The sequence below is a fragment of the Cyanobium sp. LEGE 06113 genome (assembly GCF_015207615.1).
The window spans coordinates 167,701-186,585 of the sequence record NZ_JADEWM010000003.1 but is presented as its reverse complement, the minus strand read 5'-3'; the positions used below and the strand labels follow the sequence as shown (position 1 = coordinate 186,585).

At 70.7% G+C, this 18,885-nt stretch carries 19 protein-coding genes and 1 pseudogene; 11 read left to right on the top strand and 9 right to left on the bottom strand.

Features of this window, described 5'->3' with window-relative positions:
* Nucleotides 1-25: 25 nt before the first annotated feature.
* Nucleotides 26-1,750 carry a mechanosensitive ion channel family protein gene (locus IQ220_RS07050; RefSeq protein WP_193913945.1) on the top strand — a complete coding sequence of 575 codons (1,725 nt, stop codon included), beginning with the start codon at nucleotides 26-28 and terminating at the stop codon, nucleotides 1,748-1,750.
* A 59-nt stretch (nucleotides 1,751-1,809) separates the two neighbouring features.
* Nucleotides 1,810-2,862, top strand: a complete 1,053-nt coding sequence (locus IQ220_RS07045; protein ID WP_193913943.1) for a transglycosylase SLT domain-containing protein — start codon at nucleotides 1,810-1,812, stop codon at nucleotides 2,860-2,862.
* On the opposite strand, the gene IQ220_RS07040 is transcribed toward IQ220_RS07045, so the two are convergent.
* The 4 genes from IQ220_RS07040 to IQ220_RS07030 are packed head-to-tail and all read right to left on the bottom strand — an operon-like array spanning nucleotide 2,856 to nucleotide 5,377.
* Nucleotides 2,856-3,557, bottom strand: coding sequence for a sulfite exporter TauE/SafE family protein (locus IQ220_RS07040; RefSeq protein ID WP_370566367.1), 702 nt, complete (start codon nucleotides 3,555-3,557; stop codon nucleotides 2,856-2,858). The genes IQ220_RS07045 and IQ220_RS07040 overlap by 7 nt on opposite strands.
* Nucleotides 3,554-3,682, bottom strand: a complete 129-nt coding sequence (locus tag IQ220_RS16025; RefSeq protein ID WP_255510864.1) for a hypothetical protein — start codon at nucleotides 3,680-3,682, stop codon at nucleotides 3,554-3,556. Before IQ220_RS16025 ends, IQ220_RS07040 begins: the two co-directional genes overlap by 4 nt.
* Nucleotides 3,679-4,233: a rhodanese-like domain-containing protein gene (locus tag IQ220_RS07035; RefSeq protein WP_186696757.1), complete on the bottom strand. Its 555-nt coding sequence runs from the start codon at nucleotides 4,231-4,233 to the stop codon at nucleotides 3,679-3,681. The genes IQ220_RS16025 and IQ220_RS07035 overlap by 4 nt, the downstream gene beginning before the upstream one ends.
* Before the next feature lie 55 nt (nucleotides 4,234-4,288).
* Nucleotides 4,289-5,377, bottom strand: a complete 1,089-nt coding sequence (locus IQ220_RS07030) for a rhodanese-like domain-containing protein (RefSeq protein ID WP_193914190.1) — start codon at nucleotides 5,375-5,377, stop codon at nucleotides 4,289-4,291.
* Nucleotides 5,378-5,569: 192 nt separating this feature from the next.
* Between IQ220_RS07030 and IQ220_RS07025 the strand changes: the two genes are divergently transcribed.
* The 5 genes from IQ220_RS07025 (at nucleotide 5,570) to IQ220_RS07005 (ending at nucleotide 10,273) form a co-directional block, all read left to right on the top strand.
* Nucleotides 5,570-5,908 carry a helix-turn-helix transcriptional regulator gene (locus tag IQ220_RS07025; RefSeq protein ID WP_193913941.1) on the top strand — a complete coding sequence of 113 codons (339 nt, stop codon included), beginning with the start codon at nucleotides 5,570-5,572 and terminating at the stop codon, nucleotides 5,906-5,908.
* A 210-nt stretch (nucleotides 5,909-6,118) separates the two neighbouring features.
* Nucleotides 6,119-7,153 carry an amino acid ABC transporter substrate-binding protein gene (locus tag IQ220_RS07020; RefSeq protein ID WP_193914188.1) on the top strand — a complete coding sequence of 345 codons (1,035 nt, stop codon included), beginning with the start codon at nucleotides 6,119-6,121 and terminating at the stop codon, nucleotides 7,151-7,153.
* On the top strand, nucleotides 7,153-8,211 hold the full coding sequence (locus IQ220_RS07015; protein WP_193913939.1) for an ABC transporter permease subunit: 1,059 nt from the start codon (nucleotides 7,153-7,155) through the stop codon (nucleotides 8,209-8,211). Before IQ220_RS07020 ends, IQ220_RS07015 begins: the two co-directional genes overlap by 1 nt.
* A 1-nt stretch (nucleotide 8,212) precedes the next feature.
* Nucleotides 8,213-9,466 (top strand): amino acid ABC transporter permease, encoded by a 1,254-nt coding sequence (locus tag IQ220_RS07010; protein ID WP_193913938.1) that lies wholly within the window; start codon nucleotides 8,213-8,215, stop codon nucleotides 9,464-9,466.
* Nucleotides 9,467-9,499: 33 nt separating this feature from the next.
* On the top strand, nucleotides 9,500-10,273 hold the full coding sequence (locus IQ220_RS07005; RefSeq protein ID WP_193913936.1) for an amino acid ABC transporter ATP-binding protein: 774 nt from the start codon (nucleotides 9,500-9,502) through the stop codon (nucleotides 10,271-10,273).
* Nucleotides 10,274-10,283: 10 nt separating this feature from the next.
* Here IQ220_RS07005 and IQ220_RS07000 read toward each other — a convergent pair whose 3' ends face one another.
* The 3 genes from IQ220_RS07000 to psbA form a co-directional block, all read right to left on the bottom strand.
* On the bottom strand, nucleotides 10,284-11,543 hold the full coding sequence (locus IQ220_RS07000; protein ID WP_370566366.1) for an FAD/NAD(P)-binding oxidoreductase: 1,260 nt from the start codon (nucleotides 11,541-11,543) through the stop codon (nucleotides 10,284-10,286).
* A gap of 14 nt (nucleotides 11,544-11,557) precedes the next feature.
* Nucleotides 11,558-12,202 (bottom strand): DUF3365 domain-containing protein, encoded by a 645-nt coding sequence (locus IQ220_RS06995; RefSeq protein ID WP_186696763.1) that lies wholly within the window; start codon nucleotides 12,200-12,202, stop codon nucleotides 11,558-11,560.
* A 77-nt stretch (nucleotides 12,203-12,279) separates the two neighbouring features.
* Nucleotides 12,280-13,359 (bottom strand): photosystem II q(b) protein, encoded by a 1,080-nt coding sequence (gene psbA / locus IQ220_RS06990; RefSeq protein ID WP_186696764.1) that lies wholly within the window; start codon nucleotides 13,357-13,359, stop codon nucleotides 12,280-12,282.
* A gap of 129 nt (nucleotides 13,360-13,488) precedes the next feature.
* Here psbA and IQ220_RS06985 point away from each other — a divergent pair, with 129 nt between their 5' ends.
* Together IQ220_RS06985 and IQ220_RS06980 are read left to right on the top strand one after the other, a co-directional pair.
* Nucleotides 13,489-14,055, top strand: a complete 567-nt coding sequence (locus tag IQ220_RS06985) for an EamA family transporter (protein WP_370566380.1) — start codon at nucleotides 13,489-13,491, stop codon at nucleotides 14,053-14,055.
* A complete protein-coding gene (locus IQ220_RS06980) occupies nucleotides 13,992-14,474 on the top strand; it encodes an EamA family transporter (RefSeq protein ID WP_193913932.1) in 483 nt (160 codons plus the stop codon). The genes IQ220_RS06985 and IQ220_RS06980 overlap by 64 nt, the downstream gene beginning before the upstream one ends.
* Before the next feature lie 39 nt (nucleotides 14,475-14,513).
* Here the strand turns inward: IQ220_RS06980 and IQ220_RS06975 are convergent, their stop codons facing one another.
* On the bottom strand, nucleotides 14,514-14,729 hold the full coding sequence (locus IQ220_RS06975) for a hypothetical protein (protein WP_228009019.1): 216 nt from the start codon (nucleotides 14,727-14,729) through the stop codon (nucleotides 14,514-14,516).
* A gap of 120 nt (nucleotides 14,730-14,849) precedes the next feature.
* Between IQ220_RS06975 and IQ220_RS06970 the strand changes: the two genes are divergently transcribed.
* On the top strand, nucleotides 14,850-15,425 hold the full coding sequence (locus IQ220_RS06970) for a hypothetical protein (protein ID WP_193913930.1): 576 nt from the start codon (nucleotides 14,850-14,852) through the stop codon (nucleotides 15,423-15,425).
* 29 nt (nucleotides 15,426-15,454) lie between these two features.
* Here the strand turns inward: IQ220_RS06970 and IQ220_RS06965 are convergent.
* Nucleotides 15,455-16,581: pseudogene (locus IQ220_RS06965) on the bottom strand (NAD-binding protein).
* Between the two features lie 176 nt (nucleotides 16,582-16,757).
* Between IQ220_RS06965 and IQ220_RS06960 the strand changes: the two are divergent.
* Nucleotides 16,758-18,827, top strand: a complete 2,070-nt coding sequence (locus IQ220_RS06960) for a transglutaminase family protein (protein WP_228008961.1) — start codon at nucleotides 16,758-16,760, stop codon at nucleotides 18,825-18,827.
* The last annotated feature ends 58 nt before the right edge of the window (nucleotides 18,828-18,885 follow it).

Sequence of the window (18,885 nt, the reverse complement as noted above, 5' to 3'; positions counted from 1 at the left end):
GGCGCTCGGCCGCCCCCTGCAGCGGATGCTGCCCCTCGCCCTGGGGCTGCTTCTCGCCCTGGTGGCCCTGGCGCCCGCCCTGGCGCAGATCAATCTGGGCGAGAACCTCACCGGCGGCAATGGCCGCACGATTCCCGATGGCGTCAAACGCTTCGGCGAGATCGAAGTCACGGAGGTCACCTCGCCGATCGACGGCGAGGTTCTGTTCAAGATCGCCTCCCCAACAGTTCTCGACCGCAGTCAGGTCGCGGAGGGGCAGCACCCTGTGGAGCAGCGCGCCAGGGAAATTCAGGCCCGGGTGGATCTGGCGGCGGTCGAACGCCAGATGGATGGCGACAGCCTGCGGGTGGAGAAGGCCACGCTGAACAACGTAATGGTGATCACGGCGCGGGATGACAAGCACTCCCGCCCGCTCGTGCTGGCCTCGGTGACCAACGCCGACGCGAACTATTACGGCCTTCCCGTGGAGGAGGTGGCCGAAACCTGGCGCAAAGGACTGGAAAAGGAGATTCGCGACTTCAGCTACAGGCTCAGGCCCGAAAACCTGGCCCGCAGTCTGTGGCGCTTCCTCAGCATCCTTCTTGTGATGGCCGTCGGCACGGCCCTGATCCTGCTGATCAAAAACCGCATTCGTCGCCGGCAGCAGGTGCTTCAGACGCGCCTGGACACCTGCCTGGAATCCCTGCGTCAGAGCGACGCCACCCCCGCTGAGGAGGGTAGCGAGGGGCGGAACGACAACCTGAACGAGACCACGCTCAAGACGGTTCGACTCCGGCGTCGGCTCGGTCTCTGGGGACTGTGGCAGTGGCTGTTCTTCTGGATGCTGCTGGTGCTGCTCTATGGGGGCACCTACCTGCTGCTCAGCCAGCTTCCCGGCCAGGCCACGCTCACGAGAAGCCTCGTTGACGTGCCCCTGAAGCTGCTCACGGTGTGGTTCTGCGCCACCCTGGCGATTCGCTTCTCCATCCGCCTGCTGGATCGCTTCGAGGCCCGCTGGCTGGATCGCCAGGCCAGCCGGGGCGGCGACGGCAGCCAGAGCAAGCGGCTGCGGCTGCGCTTCTCGACGATTCTCGATGCCGGCCGGGGCTTGCTGGTGGTGGTGATCTCGGTAGCGGGGTTGCTCTCGGTGCTGGGGGTGCTGGGGGTGCCCAGCAGTTCGATCCTGGCCATCAGTGGCCTGCTCGGCCTGGCGATCAGCTTCGGGGCGCAGAACCTGGTGCGCGACCTCGTCAATGGCTTTCTGATCCTGGCCGAAGACCAGTTCGCCATCGGCGATGTGATCAACGTGGGCGGCTACAGCGGCGCCGTGGAACGCCTGAATCTCCGCGTCACCCAGTTGCGCAGTGCCGATGGGGAGTTCATCACCCTGCCGAACAGCACCATCAGCCAGGTCAAGAACCTCACCCGCAACTGGTCGCGCGTGAACGTCAGTGTCGACGTGGACGTGGACAGTGACCCCGATCTGGCTCTGGCCGTCACCCGCCGCACCGGCGAGCAGCTGCAGCAGGATCCCGACTGGGGCGGCTTGATTGTGGCGCCGCCGGCGGTGCTGGGCATTGATGCCATCGGCCACGGCGGCATCAGGGTGACCACCTGGATCGACACCGCCCCCGGCCAGCACTGGGCCGTGAGCCGGGAGTTCCGCCTGCGCCTGCTGCGGGACCTCCACCAGGCGGGGATCCGGCTGGGCAGCCCGCGTCAGACGTACCTGGGCCAGCCCCCGCAGCTCGAGGCATTCCAGGACCCCTAGACCGGGCTTCCACGCCATAGCCTCAGCGGTCTTGGCCCTTGGAGAACGCGCCGATGCCGATGACCTGCCGTCGCCGTCTGCAGCTGACCCTGCTGAGTGCGGGCTTGATTGCTGTGGGCACCGGGGTCTGGTGGCGCCCCTATCTGGCCGAATCCCTCAGCGGCCTGGCCCCGCAGGGCCCTGGAGCAGGGCGCACAGCCGCCTCCTTGCCCCCCCCGACTGAGGCGCAGTCCAACGAGGCGCCCACCAGCGTGGCTCTGCCCAGCGCGGCCGATCTGAGCCGCAGCGCCGACGGCCGTCATTACCCCCTGCTGCCGGCGGAGCCTGCGGCCATCGCCGCCCTGCTGAGCGCGGTGGAGACCGCCCTGCGCGACCCGGAGACCCCGGCCCAGGAGCTGCCGGCGCTGGGCCACCAGCAACAGGTGATCTACCGGGTGCTTTCCCACCAGGAAGCCCTGGCGGCCCAGGTGCGTGCTGGCCTCGATCCCCGCTGGCAGAGCGTCTTCGACCGCCACCTGGAGGCCCGGCAGGCCTTCCTGGCCATGCACCGCAGCGGGCCCAAGGCCACCACCCTGCCGGCCTGGCGCATCATCCAGCCACCGCCCGCCGACACTCTGATCGGTTTCTACAAGCAGGCAGAGGCCGCCACCGGCATCGCCTGGGAGGTGCTGGCGGCGGTGAACCTGGTGGAAACCGGCATGGGCCGTATCGATGGCGTGTCGGTGGCCAATGCCCAGGGGCCGATGCAGTTCCTGCCCACCACCTGGGCCCAGGCGGGGGTGGGCAAGGGGAACATCCGCGATCCCCACGACGCCATCCAGGCCGCCGGCCGCTACCTGGTGCGCCGCGGCGGCCTCCAGGACATCCGCAAGGGCCTCTGGGGCTACAACAACAGCGACAACTACGGCCGCGCCGTGCTGCTCTACGCCTCCCTGATCGAGGAGGACCCGCGCGCCTACCTGGGCCTCTACCACTGGGAGATCCACTTCGCCACCGCCGCCGGCGATCTCTGGCTGCCCGTGGGCTACAACCAGGCCAAGCCAATCCCGCTGCAGGCCTTCCTGCAGCAGTCGCCGGCCAGCGCGCCGCCGCCGGGTTCCTCGGGCTACTGAGCCCGCTCAGTCGCGAGCGGCGACCCTTGCTGCCGCTGCCAGGCCTCCGCACCCGTGAGCAGGGCCGAGCCGATCAACAGCAGCGCAAAACCCTGGCGCAGCCGCCGCTCCGGCAGGTGGGGCGCCAGCCACTGGCCCAGCAGCCCGCCGGCAGCTCCCCCCAGCAGCAACGGCACCAACAGCGGCAGCGTCGTCTGGGGCCAGTGACCCAGAGCCACCAGGGCCACCGCGGCATTGGCGGAGATCAGCACCAGGCTGGTGCCACTGGCTACGGCCATCGGCAGTCCGGCGAGCAGCACCAGGGCCGGCACGATCGCAAAGCCACCGCCCACCCCGGCCATGCCGGTGAGCAGGCCCACCCCCAGACCCTGGACGGCCAGAGCCACCGTGGCAGCACGGCTGAGGCCTCCGGAGCGGCCGGCGGGCCGGCCATCCCGGCGCAGCAGCAGCCAGGAGGCCGTCACGGCGGCAACGCTGAACAGCCCCAGCTGCAGCACTTCTGGAATCAGGCCCGCCTTCACCAGGCTGCCGCCGACCCAGCTGCCCGCCAGGGCGGGCAGGCCCAGGATCAGGGCAGGCCGCAGCGCCAGCTGGCCGCGGCGCAGGTAGGGCCCCAGGTTGGCCAGGGCCAGCAGCGCCACCACCAGCAGCGACAGCGGCACCGCCTCGCGCGTGGCCAGGGCCGCGCCGCTCACCAGCAGGGGCAGCAGCAGGATCGAGCCCCCGCCCCCAGCACGGCCAGCAGCAGGCCGATCAGGGCGCCGCCGGCCAGCAGCAGCAGGGTGGGGGCCGTGAGCAGCTCAACGGCCGCGGCCGTCACGGGCTCACCCGGTTCCAGGGCATCAGCGCCAGCAGCCGCGCCATGCCGCAGAAGCCGCTGAGGCCGGCGAACACCAGCCCGGCTCCCACGAAGGCGCTCAGAGCCATCCAGGCCGGGGCAACGGCCTGGCTCAGGATCACCCCGAGCAGCACCAGGGATCCGGCGGCGATCTGAACCTGCCGCATCAGGGGCAGGGGGGCCCTGGCCCTGGCCAGAAGCGGCAGGCCCGCCTGCTGCCAGGCCTCGATGCCTCCCTCCAGATCGCTCACGGCCCGGGAGGGGTTGCGGCTGAGCAGCTGCTCCCGGGCGGTGGTGCTGCGGTGGCCGCTGTGGCACACCAGCACCAGGGGGCCCTCGGGCAGCGGCTCGCGAGCGAGGCGGGCCAGGGGCACATTGCGGCTGCCTGCGATGTGGCCGCCCAGCAGCTCCACCGGCTCGCGCACATCCACCACGGTGACGGCCCCCCGGGCGAGCTGATCGGCCAGTTCAGGGGCGGAGACCCGTCCTGGGGAGAGGCGTGTGGATGGAGCTGCGGCAGGGGTGAGGGTCATGGCTGTCGTCGGTGCAAAGGGTGTTGAGAGGCCCTGTTGGGCGTGAGACGGGGCCTCAGGGGTTGCTGCGCTCCAGCGGATAGCCCTCATCCCCCCAGCGCTGCAGGCCGCCGCGCAGGTTGGCCACCTGCTGGTGGCCGCTGCGCAGCAGGTGCTGGGTGGCCAGGGCCGAGCGGCTGCCGGAATGGCACACCACCACCAGCGGCCGGTCGGAAGGCAGCTCGACGCTGCGGGCCTCCAGCTCGGGCAGGGGCAGCAACAGGCTGCCGGCGATGCGGCCATCGGGCCCCTCGAACTCCTCCGCGGAGCGCACATCCAGCAGGGTCAGAGCGGCGGCATGGGCCGCCACCCAGGCGGGGGTGAGTTCGGGCAGACCGGCATAGCTGCGGCTGAGCGGGGCCCAGCTGACCGCAGGTTCGGGGTGCAGGGGACGGCCGGAGCGCAGGTTGCCGGGCAGGGCCTCGGCGATGCGGTGCGGATGGGGCAGGCGCAGGTTCTGCATGTGACCCACGAAATCGCGCTCACTGGCGCTGCCGCCGAGGCGGGCATTGAAGGCGCGCTCCTCCGCCACCGAGGTGACCGAACGGCCGGTGTAGTCGTGGCCGGGATAGAGCAGGCAGGCCTCCGGCAGGGTGAGGATCTGCTCGGTGATCGAGGCCCACAGGGTGTGGGCGTTGCCCTGCTGGAAATCACAGCGGCCGCAGCCCCGCACCAGCAGGGCGTCGCCGCTGAAGGCGGCGCTGTGGTCGTCGAGCACATAGGTGAGGCAGCCGGCGGTGTGGCCGGGGGTGGCGCGCACCTGCAGATGGCGTCCGCCGAAGGCCACCGTGTCGCCCTGGCCCAGGGGCAGGGTCACGTTCTCGGCGCCGGCGCTGGCCGCCAGGCCGATGGCGCACCCCGTGGCCTGGTGCAGCAGCCAGCTGCCGGTCACATGGTCGGCATGGGCGTGGGTGTCGAGGCTGGCCACCAGCACCAGGCCGAGCTCCTGGATCAGGGCGAGATCGCGGTCGTGCCGCTCGAACACCGGATCGATGATCAGGGCCTGGCGGCTGCTCACCTCGGCCAGCAGATAGGTGTAGGTGCCGGTGGCGGCATCAAACAGCTGGCGCAGCAACAGCGGAGCGCCCCCGGCGGCGGCGGCCAGGAGGCCTGTCGAGGCGGCGGCCTGAGCGGGCGGCCCGGCGGGAGGGGCCTGAATCCCAGGGGGAGCGGCGAAAGCGGCAGTCACGGCAGGACTCCTGCAAACTGTTATGACGATAACCGCATAAAGGGACTTAAAGCAAGTCGCTTGCAGTGGGGCGGCGGCATACTTGTCAGCAACCACCCAGCTACAGCCATGGCTTGCCCGGAGCCACCGCCCTCCCCCCAGTTGCTTGAGGAGTTCAGCCAGTTCTTCCGGATCCTGAGCGAACCGGCGCGGCTGCAGCTGCTCTGCCAGCTCAAGCAGGGGCCCATGGATGTGGCCTCCCTGATCGAGGCCACGGGCTTCTCCCAGTCGCACATCAGCCGCCAGCTGGGCCAGCTGCAGCGAGCCACCCTGGTGCGTTGCGAGCGCGATGGGGTGCGCACGATCTGGCACGCCGACAGCGATCTGGTCGACGACCTCTGCAACCTGGTACAGAAACGCCTCAGGCAGCGGCTCGAGGCCCAGCTGCAGCAGCTCAAGGCCGTCTGACGCCAGACCCTGGCCAGCCTGCCTGCATCGCCACACCACAGGCGAGCTGGGCATGACAGGATCCCGCCACCTCTGGCCCCCGGGGCCCAGATCCCCATGCCCCGAGCCCTGCCCCCCCGTTGTCCTGCGGCTGCCATGGCTTGCCCCCCTGAGCGCACTGGCCCCGCCGCCGGCCCCACCCGAGCCCGCAAGCCGGCGGGGCTCGCCCTGATGGCGCTGCTCGCGGCGCTCCCCCTGGCGGCCTGCGCGCCCGAGGGGGGGGCCGGCAGCCAGAGCCCGAAGCTCTCCGCCATCACCGGCCGCGACAAGCTCGTCTGCGGGGTGGAGGGCACCCTGCCGGGCTTCAGCTTTGTGGAGGCCGACGGCACCTATTCCGGCCTCGATGTGGACACCTGCAAGGCCGTGGCCGCCGCCGTGCTCGGCGATCCCGGCAAGGTGGAATACCGCAACCTCAACTCCAGCGAGCGCTTCGCCGCCCTGGCCAGCGGCGAGGTGGACATGCTCGCCCGCAACACAACGGCCACCCTCAGCCGCGATGCCGCTGGCGGCAACGGCCTGAGCTTCGCGCCCACCACCTTCTATGACGGCCAGGGCGTGATGGCGCCGGTGAGCCGGGGCATCAGCGGCCTGCGGGATCTGGCCGGCCAACCGATCTGCGTGGAGAGCGGCACCACCACGGAGCTCAACCTGGCCGACCGGATGCGCGAGATCAACGTGCCCTACACCCCGCTGAAGTTCCAGACCAGCGATCAGACCTACGCCGCCTATCTCGGTGGCCGCTGCGTGGCCGTGACCAGCGACCGCTCGCAGCTGGCCGGCAAGCGCAGCAGCTTCCCGGCTCCCGATGAGCACCAGCTGCTGCCCGACGTGCTCAGCAAGGAGCCCCTCTCGCCGGCCAGCACCAATGCCGATCCGGCCTGGGCCGATGCCCTGCGCTGGGTGGTCTTCGCCCTGATCCAGGCGGAGGAGTGGGGCATCACCCAGGCCAATCTCGAGGCCAAAGTGGCCGAGGCCGAGGCCAACACCAACCTGGCCGATCTGCGCCGCTTCTTCGGGGTGGAGGGCGACTTCGGCCGCCAGCTCGGCCTGCCCGCCGACTTCACCGTGCAGGCGATCGCCGCCGTGGGCAACTACGGCGAGATCTTCGAGCGCAACGTGGGCACCAGCTCGCGCCTGAAGCTGGAACGGGGCCTCAACAAGCTCTGGAATGAGGGCGGCATGCTGTACGCCCAGCCCTTCCGCTGATGGCGCAGCCCCCCCGCCCCGGCCGCTCCAGAGCTGGGGCACCGGTTGCTCCCAACACCAGCTCAGCGATCGGTTCAGCCGATCCCGCCGTGCCCTGGTGGCGCAACCGGCGCGTGTTGCCCTGGGTGGTGCAGGCGGCCGTGGCCCTGGCGGTGCTGCTGGTGGCGGTGTTCCTGCTCGGCAACCTGATCCGCAACCTCACCGCCGCCGGTCTGCTGCTCACCTGGCGCTGGCTGGGCCAGCCCGCCGGCTTCCCGATCGGCGAAACCACCATCCCCTTCGACGCCACCATGCCCTACTGGCGGGCGCTGCTGGCGGGGCTCGCCAACACCCTGCGGGCCGTGCTCTCGGCCCTGGTGGGGGCCACTCTGCTGGGCACGGCGGCGGGCATGGCCAACTTCAGCAGCAACGGCCTGCTGCGCCGGCTGGTGCGGGCCTACGTGGAGGTGGTGCGCAACATCCCGCTGCTGGTGCAGCTGGTTTTCTGGTATTTCGTGGTGTTCCTCTCCCTGCCCAACGGCGCCGCCGCCATCCAGCTGCCGGGCCTCACCCTGGCCAAGTCCGGGCTCTACCTGGCCGGCTTCGGCAACGGCTGGAGCTGGGTCGGGCCCAGCCTGGTGAACGGCGTCTGGCAGGCGCCGCTGCGGCTGAGCGTGGAGTTCGGCGCCCTGCTCTGCGGCCTGGTGGTGTATTCCGGCGCCTACATCGCCGAGGTGGTGCGGGGCGGCATCGCCGCGGTGACCCAGGGGCAGTGGGAAGCGGCGGCCTCCCTCGGCCTGGGCTGGTTCTCCACCCTGCGCCATGTGGTGCTGCCCCAGGCCCTGCGCGTGATCGTGCCCGGCCTCAACACCCAGTACATCTCCCTGGCCAAGAACTCCTCCCTGGCGGTGGCCGTGGGCTTTCCCGACCTCTACGCCGTGGCCGAGACCACCCTCAACCAGACGGGCCGCGCCGTGGAGGTGGTGATCCTGCTGCTGGCCTCCTACCTGGTGCTCGATCTGCTGATCTCCGCCCTGATGAACGGCCTCAACCAGCTCGTGCAGATCAGGGAGCGCTGAGATGGTGCCCTCCGCCACCCCCAACGGCTCCGGCCGGCCGGGCCTGCTGGCTGCCCTGAAACGGGAGCTGTTCGCCAGCCGCGGCGACACCGTGCTCAGCCTTGCCCTGATCGCCCTGATCGGCAGCGCCCTGTTCGCCCTGCTGCGCTGGGCCCTGGGCTCCGCCAACTGGGCGGTGATTCAGCTCAACAGCACCCTTTTCGCCGTGGGGCGCTATCCGCAGCCACAGCAGTGGCGCCTGTGGCTGCTGCTCGCCCTGCTCTGCGCCGCCAGTGGCCTGAGCTGGGGCCTGCTGCGCAGCCAGCCGCGGCCCGACCGCCGCGGCAACCCCTGGCCCAACTCCGATCGCTGGGCCTGTGGCCTGATCGCCGGGCTGGCCCTGTGGACGCCCTGGGCCCTGCAGCTCAGCCCCGCCATCGCCGGCCGTTGGGCCGCCCTGGCCGGCCTGCTGCTGGCGCTGCGCTGGCTCACGGGACGCTGGGCCCAGCGGCTGGGGCCGGAGCTGGGGTCGCGGGCGCTGCGGGGGCTGGCCCTGCTCTGGCCGGGGCTCTACCTGCTGGGCATGGTGCTGATCAGTGGCGGCTTCGGGCTGACGCGGGTGTCCAGCGCCGAGTGGGGAGGCCTGCTGCTCACCCTGCTGGAGGCCAGCTTCGCCATCCTGCTCTGCTTTCCCCTGGGGGTGCTGCTGGCCCTCGGTCGCCGCAGCTCCCTGCCGCTGCTGCGCTGGGGTTCGGTGCTCTACATCGAGTTCATCCGCGGGGCGCCGCTGATCACCCTGCTGTTCCTCGGCCAGAACATCCTCGGCTTTCTGCTGCCGGGCGGCCTGGCCCCGGAGCGGGTGTGGCGGGCCGCCTGGGTGCTCACCTTCTTCGCGGCGGCCTACCTGGCCGAGGCGGTGCGGGCCGGCCTCAGCGCCGTGCCCGCCGGCCAGCTGGAGGCGGCGCGTTCCCTCGGCCTCGGGCCGCTGCAGGCCCTGCAGCACGTGGTGCTGCCCCAGGCCCTGCGGGTGGCCCTGCCGGTGATGGTGAGCCAGTTCATCTCGCTGCTGCAGGACACCACCCTGCTGTCGCTGATCGGCCTGCTGGAGCTGCTCGGCACCGCCCGCGCCGTGATGGCCAACCCCGCCTTCCTGGGCCACTACGGCGAGGTGTACCTCACCCTGGCAGTGCTGTTCTGGGGCTGCTGCACCGCCCTGGGCCTGGGCAGCCGGGCCCTGGAACACCGCCTCGATCCCCGCCACAGCTCCAGTGGCTGAGACACCGCTCCAACCCCGCCCCTTCTGATCCCCATGGACTCCAGCGCCACCACCAGTCCCCAGAGCCGCGCCCGGGCCCCGATCCTGCGGGCCGAGGCCGTGCACAAGTGGTATCCCAACGGCTTTCAGGCGCTCAAGGGGGCCAGCCTCACGGTGGAGCGCGGCGAGGTGGTGGTGATCATGGGCCCTTCCGGCTCCGGCAAGAGCACCTTCATCCGCACCTTCAACGCCCTGGAGGACTTTCAGCAGGGCAGCATCCACATCGATGGCCGGCCCCTCTCCGCCGACCTGCGTGACATCGATGCCATCCGCCGCGAGGTGGGCATGGTGTTTCAGCAGTTCAACCTCTTCCCCCACCTCACGGTGCTGCAGAACCTCACCCTGGCGCCGGTGCTGGTGCGCCGCCGCAGCCGCTCCGAGGCGCAGCGGCGAGCTGTTCAGCTGCTGGAGCGGGTGGGAATTGCCGAGCAGGCGGACAAATACCCCGGCCAGCTCTCCGGCGGCCAGCAGCAGCGGGTGGCCATCGCCCGCTCGCTGTGCATGGACCCCCAGCTGATGCTCTTCGACGAGCCCACCAGCGCCCTCGACCCCGAAATGGTGCGCGAGGTGCTGGAGGTGATGCAGGACCTGGCCGCCGAGGGCATGACCATGGTGGTGGTGACCCACGAGGTGCGCTTTGCCCAGCAGGTGGCCCACCGCGTGGTGCTGATGGATGGGGGCGAGGTGGTGGAGGAAGCACCGCCGGAGCGGTTCTTCTCGAACCCGAGCCACGAACGCAGCCGCCGCTTCCTCGAGCAGATCCTCTGATTCGCCCGAGTCAGCGCTGCCAGCGCATCAGGCCCAGCCGCCGGGCCAACCCCGTGAACGGCTTCAGGTAGGCGCCCTCGTGGGGCTGGGCCTTGAGCATCCGATTCCAGTAGATCCAGGGGAAGCCCCAGCGCTCCAGCAGCCAGGCGAACCAGCGCTCCTTCACCGGATCCACCAGAAAGCTGCTCACGGGCTTCTTGGTGTAGTCGAACTCCACCATCATCACGCTGTGATCCGTGGTGATCAGCGGGCAGGCGCTGTAGCCGTCGTAGCCCCCCTGCACGCTTCGCCCCTGCAGCACCGCCTGCACATTGGCCGCCACCACCGGCGCCTGCAGACGCACCGCGGCCGCTGTCTTGGAGGTGGGAAAGGAACCCACGTCGCCGATGGCGAACACATCCGGATAGCGGAGATGCTGGCCGCTGTGCGGGTCCACCTCAACCCAGCCCTCGGTGGGATTGACGGCCAGCGGACTCTCGGCCACCACCCGTGGAGCGGCCATCGGCGGCACCACGTGCAGCAGATCGAAGCCGAGCTCGAGCTCGTGGCTCTGGCCGCCTTCCTGCTCCCGGACCCGGAACACGGCCCGGCGCTCGGGGCCGTTCACGGCCACCAGGTCGTGGCGGAAGCGCACCTCGCTGCCATGGGCGGCGGCGATCGCCCCCATCGCCTCGCTGAAGGCAGGCACGGGGAAGAGGTTGCTCTTGGCGGTGCAGAAGATAAGCCGGGACTTCACGCCCACGCCACTGCGGCGCTTGAACTGCTGATCGGCGATGTGCATGATCTTCTGGGGTGCCCCCCCGCATTTGATCGCCGTGGCGGGCTGGGTGAACAGGGCCGTGCCGCCCTGGAAGCGCCGCAGACAGTCGCGGGTGTACATCGCAAAGCGGCGGCTGTAGATGCTGCAGACCCCGTGGCGACCCAGGGCCGCCGGCAAGCCGTCCACGGCGCTCCAGAGCAGATCGAGGCCCAGGGCCACCACGAGCACCCCATAGGTGATCCGCTGGCCATCGATCAGCTCGACGGCGTGCTGCTCGGGATCGAAGGCCACCACCTTGCTGCAGATCCAGCGCACCCCCTCGGGCATCACCGAGGCCTCGCTGCGCTCGGTTTCAGCCATCGGCACGAAACCGCCGGCCACCAGCACCCAACCCGACTGGTAGTCGTGAGAGGAGGAGGGCTCCACCACGGTGACATCGAGCTCGGGGGCCAGGCGGCGCAACCAGCTGGCCAGCGTGATCCCCCCCGTTCCGCCTCCCGCGATCAGCACCTGGCAATGCATGGTCAGCCTCCCTCAGAGGCCCTGAGCACCTCCTGCACCTCGGGAATGAACACGGCATACATGCCGCGCAGATCGCCGGGCTTGAAGTTGAACGCCTTGTCGGCGGGGTACCTCTCGCTCACGAATCCGGGGCGGCTGTCCTTGGTTCCATGACAGGCCAGACAGCTGGGTTGCACATCGATGCGGCGGTAATAGTTCACACCAGCGGTCTGGCCGGCGGTGGCCGGCTCCCACAGGCCGGTGATCTCGGGGTACCTGGCCAGCAGATCGATCACCTGGCTCTCGTGGCTGTTGGCGGGGGCATGGTCGGGGTTGCGGTACTTGCTGGCCACCTGGCGCACGGTCCAGCCGTTCTCCTGAGCGATGGCCATGGCCCGCTGCCCCACCGGCTTGCACACCTCCCGCATGGTGTCCATGGTGGGCTCCTCGTCGCTGCCCTCGAGGCTGGAGGCCAGCTGCGTGCGCAGCTGATCCAGTTGCTCCATCGCTGCGACGGCCCGGGGGAGATCAGCCGGACTGGCGGACGCCTCCAGGGCGAGGGCGGGCGCGGGGCAGAGGCTGAGCAGCGCGCTGCTCAGCAGGGCGAGGGCGGCGGCCACCGCCATCAGGGGCAGCAGGCGCCGCAGGGTGGGAAACAGGAGGTCCATGGCAGAGCCAGGCAGAGGAACGGAGAAGACGCAGGCGCACGGGGGGGGCAAAAGGGCGCCACTGGGGCGCCCCTGCATCAGCCGAGGGCTGGCGCGGTGAGCGCCACGGGAAGGCTGTCCACCCGGGCCAGATCGAGGGGGAAGTTGTGCACGTTGCGCTCGTGCATCGCCTCGATGCCGAGGCCGGCGCGGTTGAGCACATCGGCCCAGGTGTTGATCACCCGGCCCTGGGCATCGAGCACGGAGTGGTTGAAGTTGAGGCCGTTGAGGTTGAACGAGAAGCTGGCCACCGCCAGGGCCGCGAACCAGATGCCCACCACCGGCCAGGCGGCCAGGAAGAAGTGCAGGCTGCGGCTGTTGTTGAAGGAGGCGTACTGGAAGATCAGACGCCCGAAGTAACCATGGGCGGCCACGATGTTGTAGGTCTCCTCCTCCTGGCCAAACTTGTAACCCCTGTTCTGGGACTCGGTTTCCGTGGTTTCGCGCACCAGGGAGCTGGTCACCAGCGAGCCGTGCATGGCCGCGAACAGGGCGCCGCCGAACACGCCGGCCACGCCGAGCATGTGGAAGGGGTGCATGAGCACGTTGTGCTCAGCCTGGAGCACCAGCATGAAGTTGAAGGTGCCGGAGATGCCCAGAGGCATGCCGTCGGAGAAAGAGCCCTGCCCGATCGAGTACACCAGCAGCACGGCGGTGGCGGCGGCCACGGGAGCGGAATAGGCCACGGCGATCCAGGGGCGCATGCCGAGGCGATAGCTGAGTTCCCACTCACGGCCCATCCAGCAGAAGATGCCGATCAGGAAGTGGAAGATGATCAGCTGATAGGGCCCACCGTTGTAGAGCCATTCATCGAGGCTTTTGGCGGCCCAGATCGGATAGAGGTGCAGACCGATGGCGTTGGAACTCGGCACCACCGCCGCCGTGATGATGTTGTTGCCGTAGAGCAGGCCGCCTGAGACGGGCTCACGCACGCCGTCGATGTCGACGGGGGGAGAGCCGATGAAGGCGATCACAAAGCAGCAGGTGGCCACCAGCAGGGTGGGGATCATCAGCACGCCGAACCACCCCACGTAGAGGCGGTTGTCGGTGCTGGTGACCCAGTTCTTGAACGCTTCCCAGAGCGGGATCCGGGAGGGAGGCAGGGAGGTTGTGGTCATGGGATCCAGGCGATGCGTGGACGAGGAGCCCTGCACCGGCAGCGCCGCGAAGGGCCGCGCCGGGGAGCTCCTGCCATCAACGATAGCTTGCTATCGCTGTAAGCGCATAAAAGACGATGGAAGCCTCGCATCGGCCCCCCACTCCGCCCCTCAGAATGGCGCCGCGGCGCTGACTTCCCCATCACCCCCTACGCGCCCTGGGCGCTGCTGGCCCTCGGCACGGCGGTGCTGGAGACCCTGCGTGATCTGGCCCTGCGCCGGGTGCTGCGCCAGTCCGGCTGGAGCACCCTGCGGGTGATCGGCCTGAGCAGTGCCCTGGCCGCCCTGCTGCTGGCAGTGCCCCTGCTGCTGGCCCAGAGCCAGCCCCTCGATGGCTGGGCCTTCCTGGCGGCCCTGGCCGTGGGCGGCAGCCTCAATGCCCTGGCCTTCTGGGGCTATGGCCGCGCCATCGCCCTGGAGGACCTCAGCCTGGTGCTGCCGCTGATCAACCTCTCTCCCCTGGTGCTGCTGCTGGCGGGCTGGTGGGTGCTGGGGGAGCGACCCTCCCCGAGCGCGGTGGCCGGCGTGGGACTGCTGGTGCTGGGGGCCTGCTGCTGGGCCGCAGCCGCCGAGGCGGGCCGTCGCCGGGGGGCATGGCGGGGCTGGGCCAGCTCTGGGCCAGCCCCGGTTGCCGCTGGATGCTGCTGGTGGCGGTGATCTGGGGGGTGGCCGCCACCATGGACAAGCTGGGAGTGCAGGCGGGCGGCAGCGTGCTGTGGGTGCTCTCCCTGCAGCTGGTGATCGGCGGCAGCCTGCTGGGGCTGTCGCTGCCGGGAGGCCAGGCGAGCGGGCCCGCCGCTGCCAAGGCCGCCGGCCAAGCCGGGACCGGCTGGGGACGGGTGCTGCCGTTCCTGCTGGTGGCCGCCCTGGCCGGGGCCGTGGGCACGGTGTGGCAGATGGAGGCGATCCGGAGCACCGCCGTGGTGCATGTGATCGCCATCAAACGGCTCAGCACCCTGTTCGGCAGCGGCATCGGCGTGGTGGCCCTGGGCGAGGCCGAGGGGCGACGCCGCCTGCTCGCCGCGGCCGTGATGGTGATCGGCGCCGCCACCGTGCTGTGGAGCGCGCTTCCCTGAAGCCAGAGTGGGGCGGGGCTGGTGCTCAACCGGCCGGGCTCAGAGGCCGGCGGGGCGGGGCTGCACACCCATCAGCTGGGCCACGAGGTCTTCACTCATCGAGGCCTGCAGCTGCCAGGCCTGGAGCAGGCTCTTGGCCACGGTGCGCAGCTCCTCGACGTTGTCGCAGGAATCGATCGCCCGGGCATGGGCCTCCATGGCGAATTGGCGGCTGAGGGAAAGGGTCTCCATGGCGTCGTTTTCGCGTTCGTTCACAACACGTTACAAAGCTGCCGTCGGTTATGGGGTGCGGGTCCCCGAAGGACCGCCCGGCGAGCGCTTCCCGCCCAGGAGGGGCACAGTGGGGGGCAGGGGCAGGCAAAACAGGGCATGGGCATGCGCGCACGACTGGGTCAGTGGCTCCGCCGCGTCGGCGATCGGCTCGATCCAGAGCGCGATCCCATCCTGGCGCTGGAGCGCCAGCCGGCTCTGCTGGCCGGAGCGGCCAACCCCAAGCTGCCCTCGATGGTGGGGCTGGATGAGGCCCCCGGCGCCAGCGAAGACAGACTGCCCTCAGCGCCCTGGCAGGGCGTGCGGGAGCGGGCCCTCAGCAAGAGCCTGCTCACCCTCCGCTCCGAGGCCGTCTACAGCCTGGGGGCCCTGCACGCAGCCCATCTCGCCGCCGCGGCCGTGTTCGACGACCGGCGCCTGGCGGTGGCCCTGGCCCAGCGCCGCGGCGACCCCATGGACGACGAGGTGCTCACCAAGCTGGCTGAGGCCGCTTCGATCTGGCACCGCGACAGCGCTTCGCTGGGGGTGGCCCTCACCGCGATCGGCACCGCCCAGGTGCCCGATCTCACCCTGGCGGAAGCCCTGCAGGTGGACGACGAGGAGGAAGCCTCCCTGGAGGCGATGGTGGAGGGCTATCAGATCGAGCTTCAGCGCCAGATCCTCGAAGAGGCCGAGAGCTGAGAGCAGCCCGCCCCTGAGCCAGCCTGCCCTCAGCTCGCCATGTGCTCGATGCTGATCAGGGCGGTGCCCAGCAGGCTGGTGACTTCGTGCAGCTGGTTCTTGCTGCCCATCACCACCAACATCTGCCCCGGGGCCAGGCGGTGATCGCTGCCCGGATTGGCGATCAGGCTCTGCTCCTCGAGCTTGTAGGAAGTGCCCCGGTACTGGCGCACCACCTCCTGGGCAGGGGGCGCCGGCTGCACGGCCAGCACCAGGCGCCGGTGCGCCGCCCCAGCTGCAGCTCCCCCAGACTCATCCCCAGCAGCCGACCCAGATCGCCCGGGTTGGCGCTGAGCCGGAACTCCTCCACCTCGCAATCGCTGCCGGCCAGCAGATCCATGAAGGTGACGGCCAGGGGCCGCAGGGCGGTGGCGGCCATCGTGCGGCCGCCACTCACGTAGGGGCTCACCACCTGGTCGGCCCCGGCCAGGCGCAATTTGCGCTCCGCCTCATCGCTGTCGGAGCGGGCGATCAGGCGGCAGGAGGGGGCCAGCCCGCGGGCGCTCAGCACCACGTAGAGATTGGCGGCGTTGCTGGGCAGGGCCGCCACCAGGGAGCGGCACTGGTGAATGCCCGCCTCCACCAGGGTTTCATCGAGGGTGGCGTCGGCTACCAGCACCGGCAGACCGCGGTCCTGGGCGGCCGTGCTGCGCTCCTGGTCCAGCTCCACCACCAGCAGCGGCACCCGCTCGCGGCTCAGCTGCTCGGCGATCTCACGGCCGATGCGGCCGTAGCCGCAGAGAATCACATGGTCTTGCATGGTCTTGATCCAGCGGCGGAAACGGCGCTCACGCAGGCGCCTGAAATAGCCCGATTCGGAGAGGCCGAGCACTCCCTGGATGCTGATCTGCACCACCACCAGGCCGCCCAGGATCAGCAGCACCGTCACCAGGCGTCCAGCCGGCGAGAGGGGCTGCACCTCGCCGAAGCCGATCGTGCTGATCGTGATCGCCACCATCCAGTAGCAGTCCGCCCAGCCCCAGCCCTCCGTGAGGCGATAGCCCAGGGCAGCCAGATTCACCAGCACCACCAGGGCAAGCGGGGCCCGCCAGGGTCGGCGAATCCGGGTGGATGGGGGACGGCGTCGGCGCCAGAGGCGCCAGCGGAGGCTGGCCATGGAGATCCGGATCCGACGGCCGGATCGCTGCGCCATTAAACCAATGCTGCGCTGACGCTGCAGGTCACGGTCGCAGCAGGTCCCGGTCAGGCCACAGCGCAGGATGGAGCGGTGGTGCGGCCCGCAGTCGTGCCCTGTCCCCACCCACTGCACCGCCGATCGCCACGATGTCCTGGATGGAGGAAGCCGCCCGGCGGGCTGAGGGGCGGCTGGAGGCTGCCGGAATCACGCTCACCCTCGGCGGTGAGCCCACCCTGGTGCCCCTGGAGCCCGAGGGCCTGGAGTGGTCGGTGGCGGCGGATGGCCCCACCAAGCTGCCCGTGGCCCGCGCCCTGGCGGCGGCGATCCAGCAGCGCACCTGGCCCGGCAGCACGCTGCTCTACTGCAGCGGCAAGCGCTACGAAGGCGAGGTGAACCCCCGCTGGGCCCTGCGGCTGATCACCGGCCGCCACGGCGCTCCCATCGCCCCGTGGCCCACGCCAGCCGCCACGGGCGCAGCGCTCACGGCCCCGGCCGGGGTGCCCTGGCTGCAGCGGCTGGGCGAGCGCCTCGGCGTTGCCCTGGCGCCCCTGCGCCTGCTGGATGAGCGCGATCCAGAGCGGGCCGTCTGGGCGGTGCCACTCACCTGGGATGAGGAGGAGGGCTGGAGCAGCGGCTGCTGGGAGCTGCCCCTGGAGCAGCGTCGCCTCACCGCCGCCCCGGGGCCGGCCGGGCTGCGGTTGCCGCTGGAGCACTTCCCCGACGACCTGCCCTGCCAGCTGCTCACCCTGGAGATCGGCCCCGGCGGCTTTGGAGCCGCCGGCTGGGGCCTGTTCCTGCCGCCCCTGGAGCGGCAGCCCACGGAGCAACTGCTGCAGGCCATCAGCGCCGAGGCCAGCTGTCCGCTCACGGCCGCAGCCCTGGCTGAACCCGATCTCAGCGGCCTGCTGCCGGTGGATGCCAGCGAGGGCTGGGAGGTGCTGGGCCTCACCGCCGATCCGGGCGTACTGGAGGTGAACCTGCCGGTGTGCGACAGCTGGAGCGCCTACCGCGACTGGCTGCGGCTGATCGAGGCGGCCGGCGCTGCGGTGGGCCTGCGCAGCTGGAAGCAGAGCGAGGCGGGCGGCCAGCAGGGCACCGGCGGCGGCAACCACCTGCTCTGGGGCAGCCGCGACCTGGAGCAGCATCCCTTCTTCCCTCGCCCCGAGTGGCTGGTGGGAATCCTGCGCTATTTCCAGCACCACCCCAGCCTCGCCTATCTGTTCAGTGGCGCGAGCGTGGGCCCGTCCTCCCAGGCGCCGCGGCCCGATGAGGCCCTCGGCGAACTGTTCGACCTGGAGCTCGCCTACACCGTGCTGGAGCGGGCCCGCGGCGAGCAGCGCCAGCTGATCGGTGAAACCCTGCGCCATCTGCATGCCGACCGCTCCGGCAACAACCACCGCAGCGAGATCAGCCTCGACAAGTTCTGGAATCCGGGCGCACCGGCCGGCTGCCTCGGGCTGATCGAATTCCGGGCCCTGGAAAGCATGCCCCAGGCCGACTGGATGGCCGCCATCGCCCTGCTCTGGACCCATCTGGCCGCCCTGCAGCTGGATCCGGCCCGGCGACCGCGGCGGCTGCACCCCTGGGGCGGAGCCCTGCACGATCGGATGCTGCTGCCCAGCCAGCTCTGGGCCGACCTTGAAGCCGTGCTGGCCGATCTGGAGGCCGCCGGCCTGCCCCTCGATGCCGCGCCCTACCGCACCATCTGGGAGTGGCGCTACCCGCCGCTGCTGCGCTGGCGCGACGCCGCCGCGCCGGGCGCCCCCGAACTGACCCTGCGGCCGGCCCTGGAGCCCTGGCCACTGATTTGCGACACCCCGCGGGAAGGGGGCTTCACCAGCCGCTTCGTGGACGGCTCCCTGCGCCGCTTCGAGCTGCTGGGCGCCGGCGCCCTGGCCGAGCACTACGCCCTGGTGCTGAACGGCCGCCCCCTGCCCCTGCAGCAGCCCGGCCCCCTGGCGGTGCGCTACCGCGCCAGCGCCCTCTACCCCTGCTTCCACCCCGGCATCGAGCCCGAGATGCCCCTGGTGCTGCAACTGGTGCCGCTCCCCGGCAGCCGTGCTGGCGAAGGCCTTGGCCCCTGGCCCCTGGCCCAGTGGGAACTGGAGCCCGAGGCCCTCCGCTTCGCTCCAGTGGAGCCGACGCCCCTGGCGTGGCCCCTGGCGGCGCCCTGGCAGACCGGGGCTGAGCGGCCCTGCACGGTGGACCTGCGGCTGGCCCCCTGACCTCATCTCCTGACACGGCGGCTCCCACATCACAAATCCCACTGATCCCAGCCCAATC

What these genes read in the sequence shown, in the direction of transcription:
- IQ220_RS07050 (WP_193913945.1), top strand. Translation starts at nt 26, where the DNA reads ATGCTGCCCCTCGCCCTGGGGCTGCTTCTCGCCCTGGTGGCCCTGGCG.
- IQ220_RS06960 (WP_228008961.1), top strand. Translation starts at nt 16,758, where the DNA reads ATGGAGGAAGCCGCCCGGCGGGCTGAGGGGCGGCTGGAGGCTGCCGGA.
- IQ220_RS06995 (WP_186696763.1), bottom strand. Translation starts at nt 12,202, where the DNA reads ATGGACCTCCTGTTTCCCACCCTGCGGCGCCTGCTGCCCCTGATGGCG.
- IQ220_RS07045 (WP_193913943.1), top strand. Translation starts at nt 1,810, where the DNA reads ATGACCTGCCGTCGCCGTCTGCAGCTGACCCTGCTGAGTGCGGGCTTG.
- IQ220_RS06970 (WP_193913930.1), top strand. Translation starts at nt 14,850, where the DNA reads ATGCGCGCACGACTGGGTCAGTGGCTCCGCCGCGTCGGCGATCGGCTC.
- IQ220_RS07020 (WP_193914188.1), top strand. Translation starts at nt 6,119, where the DNA reads ATGGCGCTGCTCGCGGCGCTCCCCCTGGCGGCCTGCGCGCCCGAGGGG.
- IQ220_RS07035 (WP_186696757.1), bottom strand. Translation starts at nt 4,233, where the DNA reads ATGACCCTCACCCCTGCCGCAGCTCCATCCACACGCCTCTCCCCAGGA.
- IQ220_RS07010 (WP_193913938.1), top strand. Translation starts at nt 8,213, where the DNA reads ATGGTGCCCTCCGCCACCCCCAACGGCTCCGGCCGGCCGGGCCTGCTG.
- IQ220_RS07015 (WP_193913939.1), top strand. Translation starts at nt 7,153, where the DNA reads ATGGCGCAGCCCCCCCGCCCCGGCCGCTCCAGAGCTGGGGCACCGGTT.
- IQ220_RS06980 (WP_193913932.1), top strand. Translation starts at nt 13,992, where the DNA reads ATGGCGGGGCTGGGCCAGCTCTGGGCCAGCCCCGGTTGCCGCTGGATG.
- psbA (WP_186696764.1), bottom strand. Translation starts at nt 13,359, where the DNA reads ATGACCACAACCTCCCTGCCTCCCTCCCGGATCCCGCTCTGGGAAGCG.
- IQ220_RS07005 (WP_193913936.1), top strand. Translation starts at nt 9,500, where the DNA reads ATGGACTCCAGCGCCACCACCAGTCCCCAGAGCCGCGCCCGGGCCCCG.
- IQ220_RS07025 (WP_193913941.1), top strand. Translation starts at nt 5,570, where the DNA reads ATGGCTTGCCCGGAGCCACCGCCCTCCCCCCAGTTGCTTGAGGAGTTC.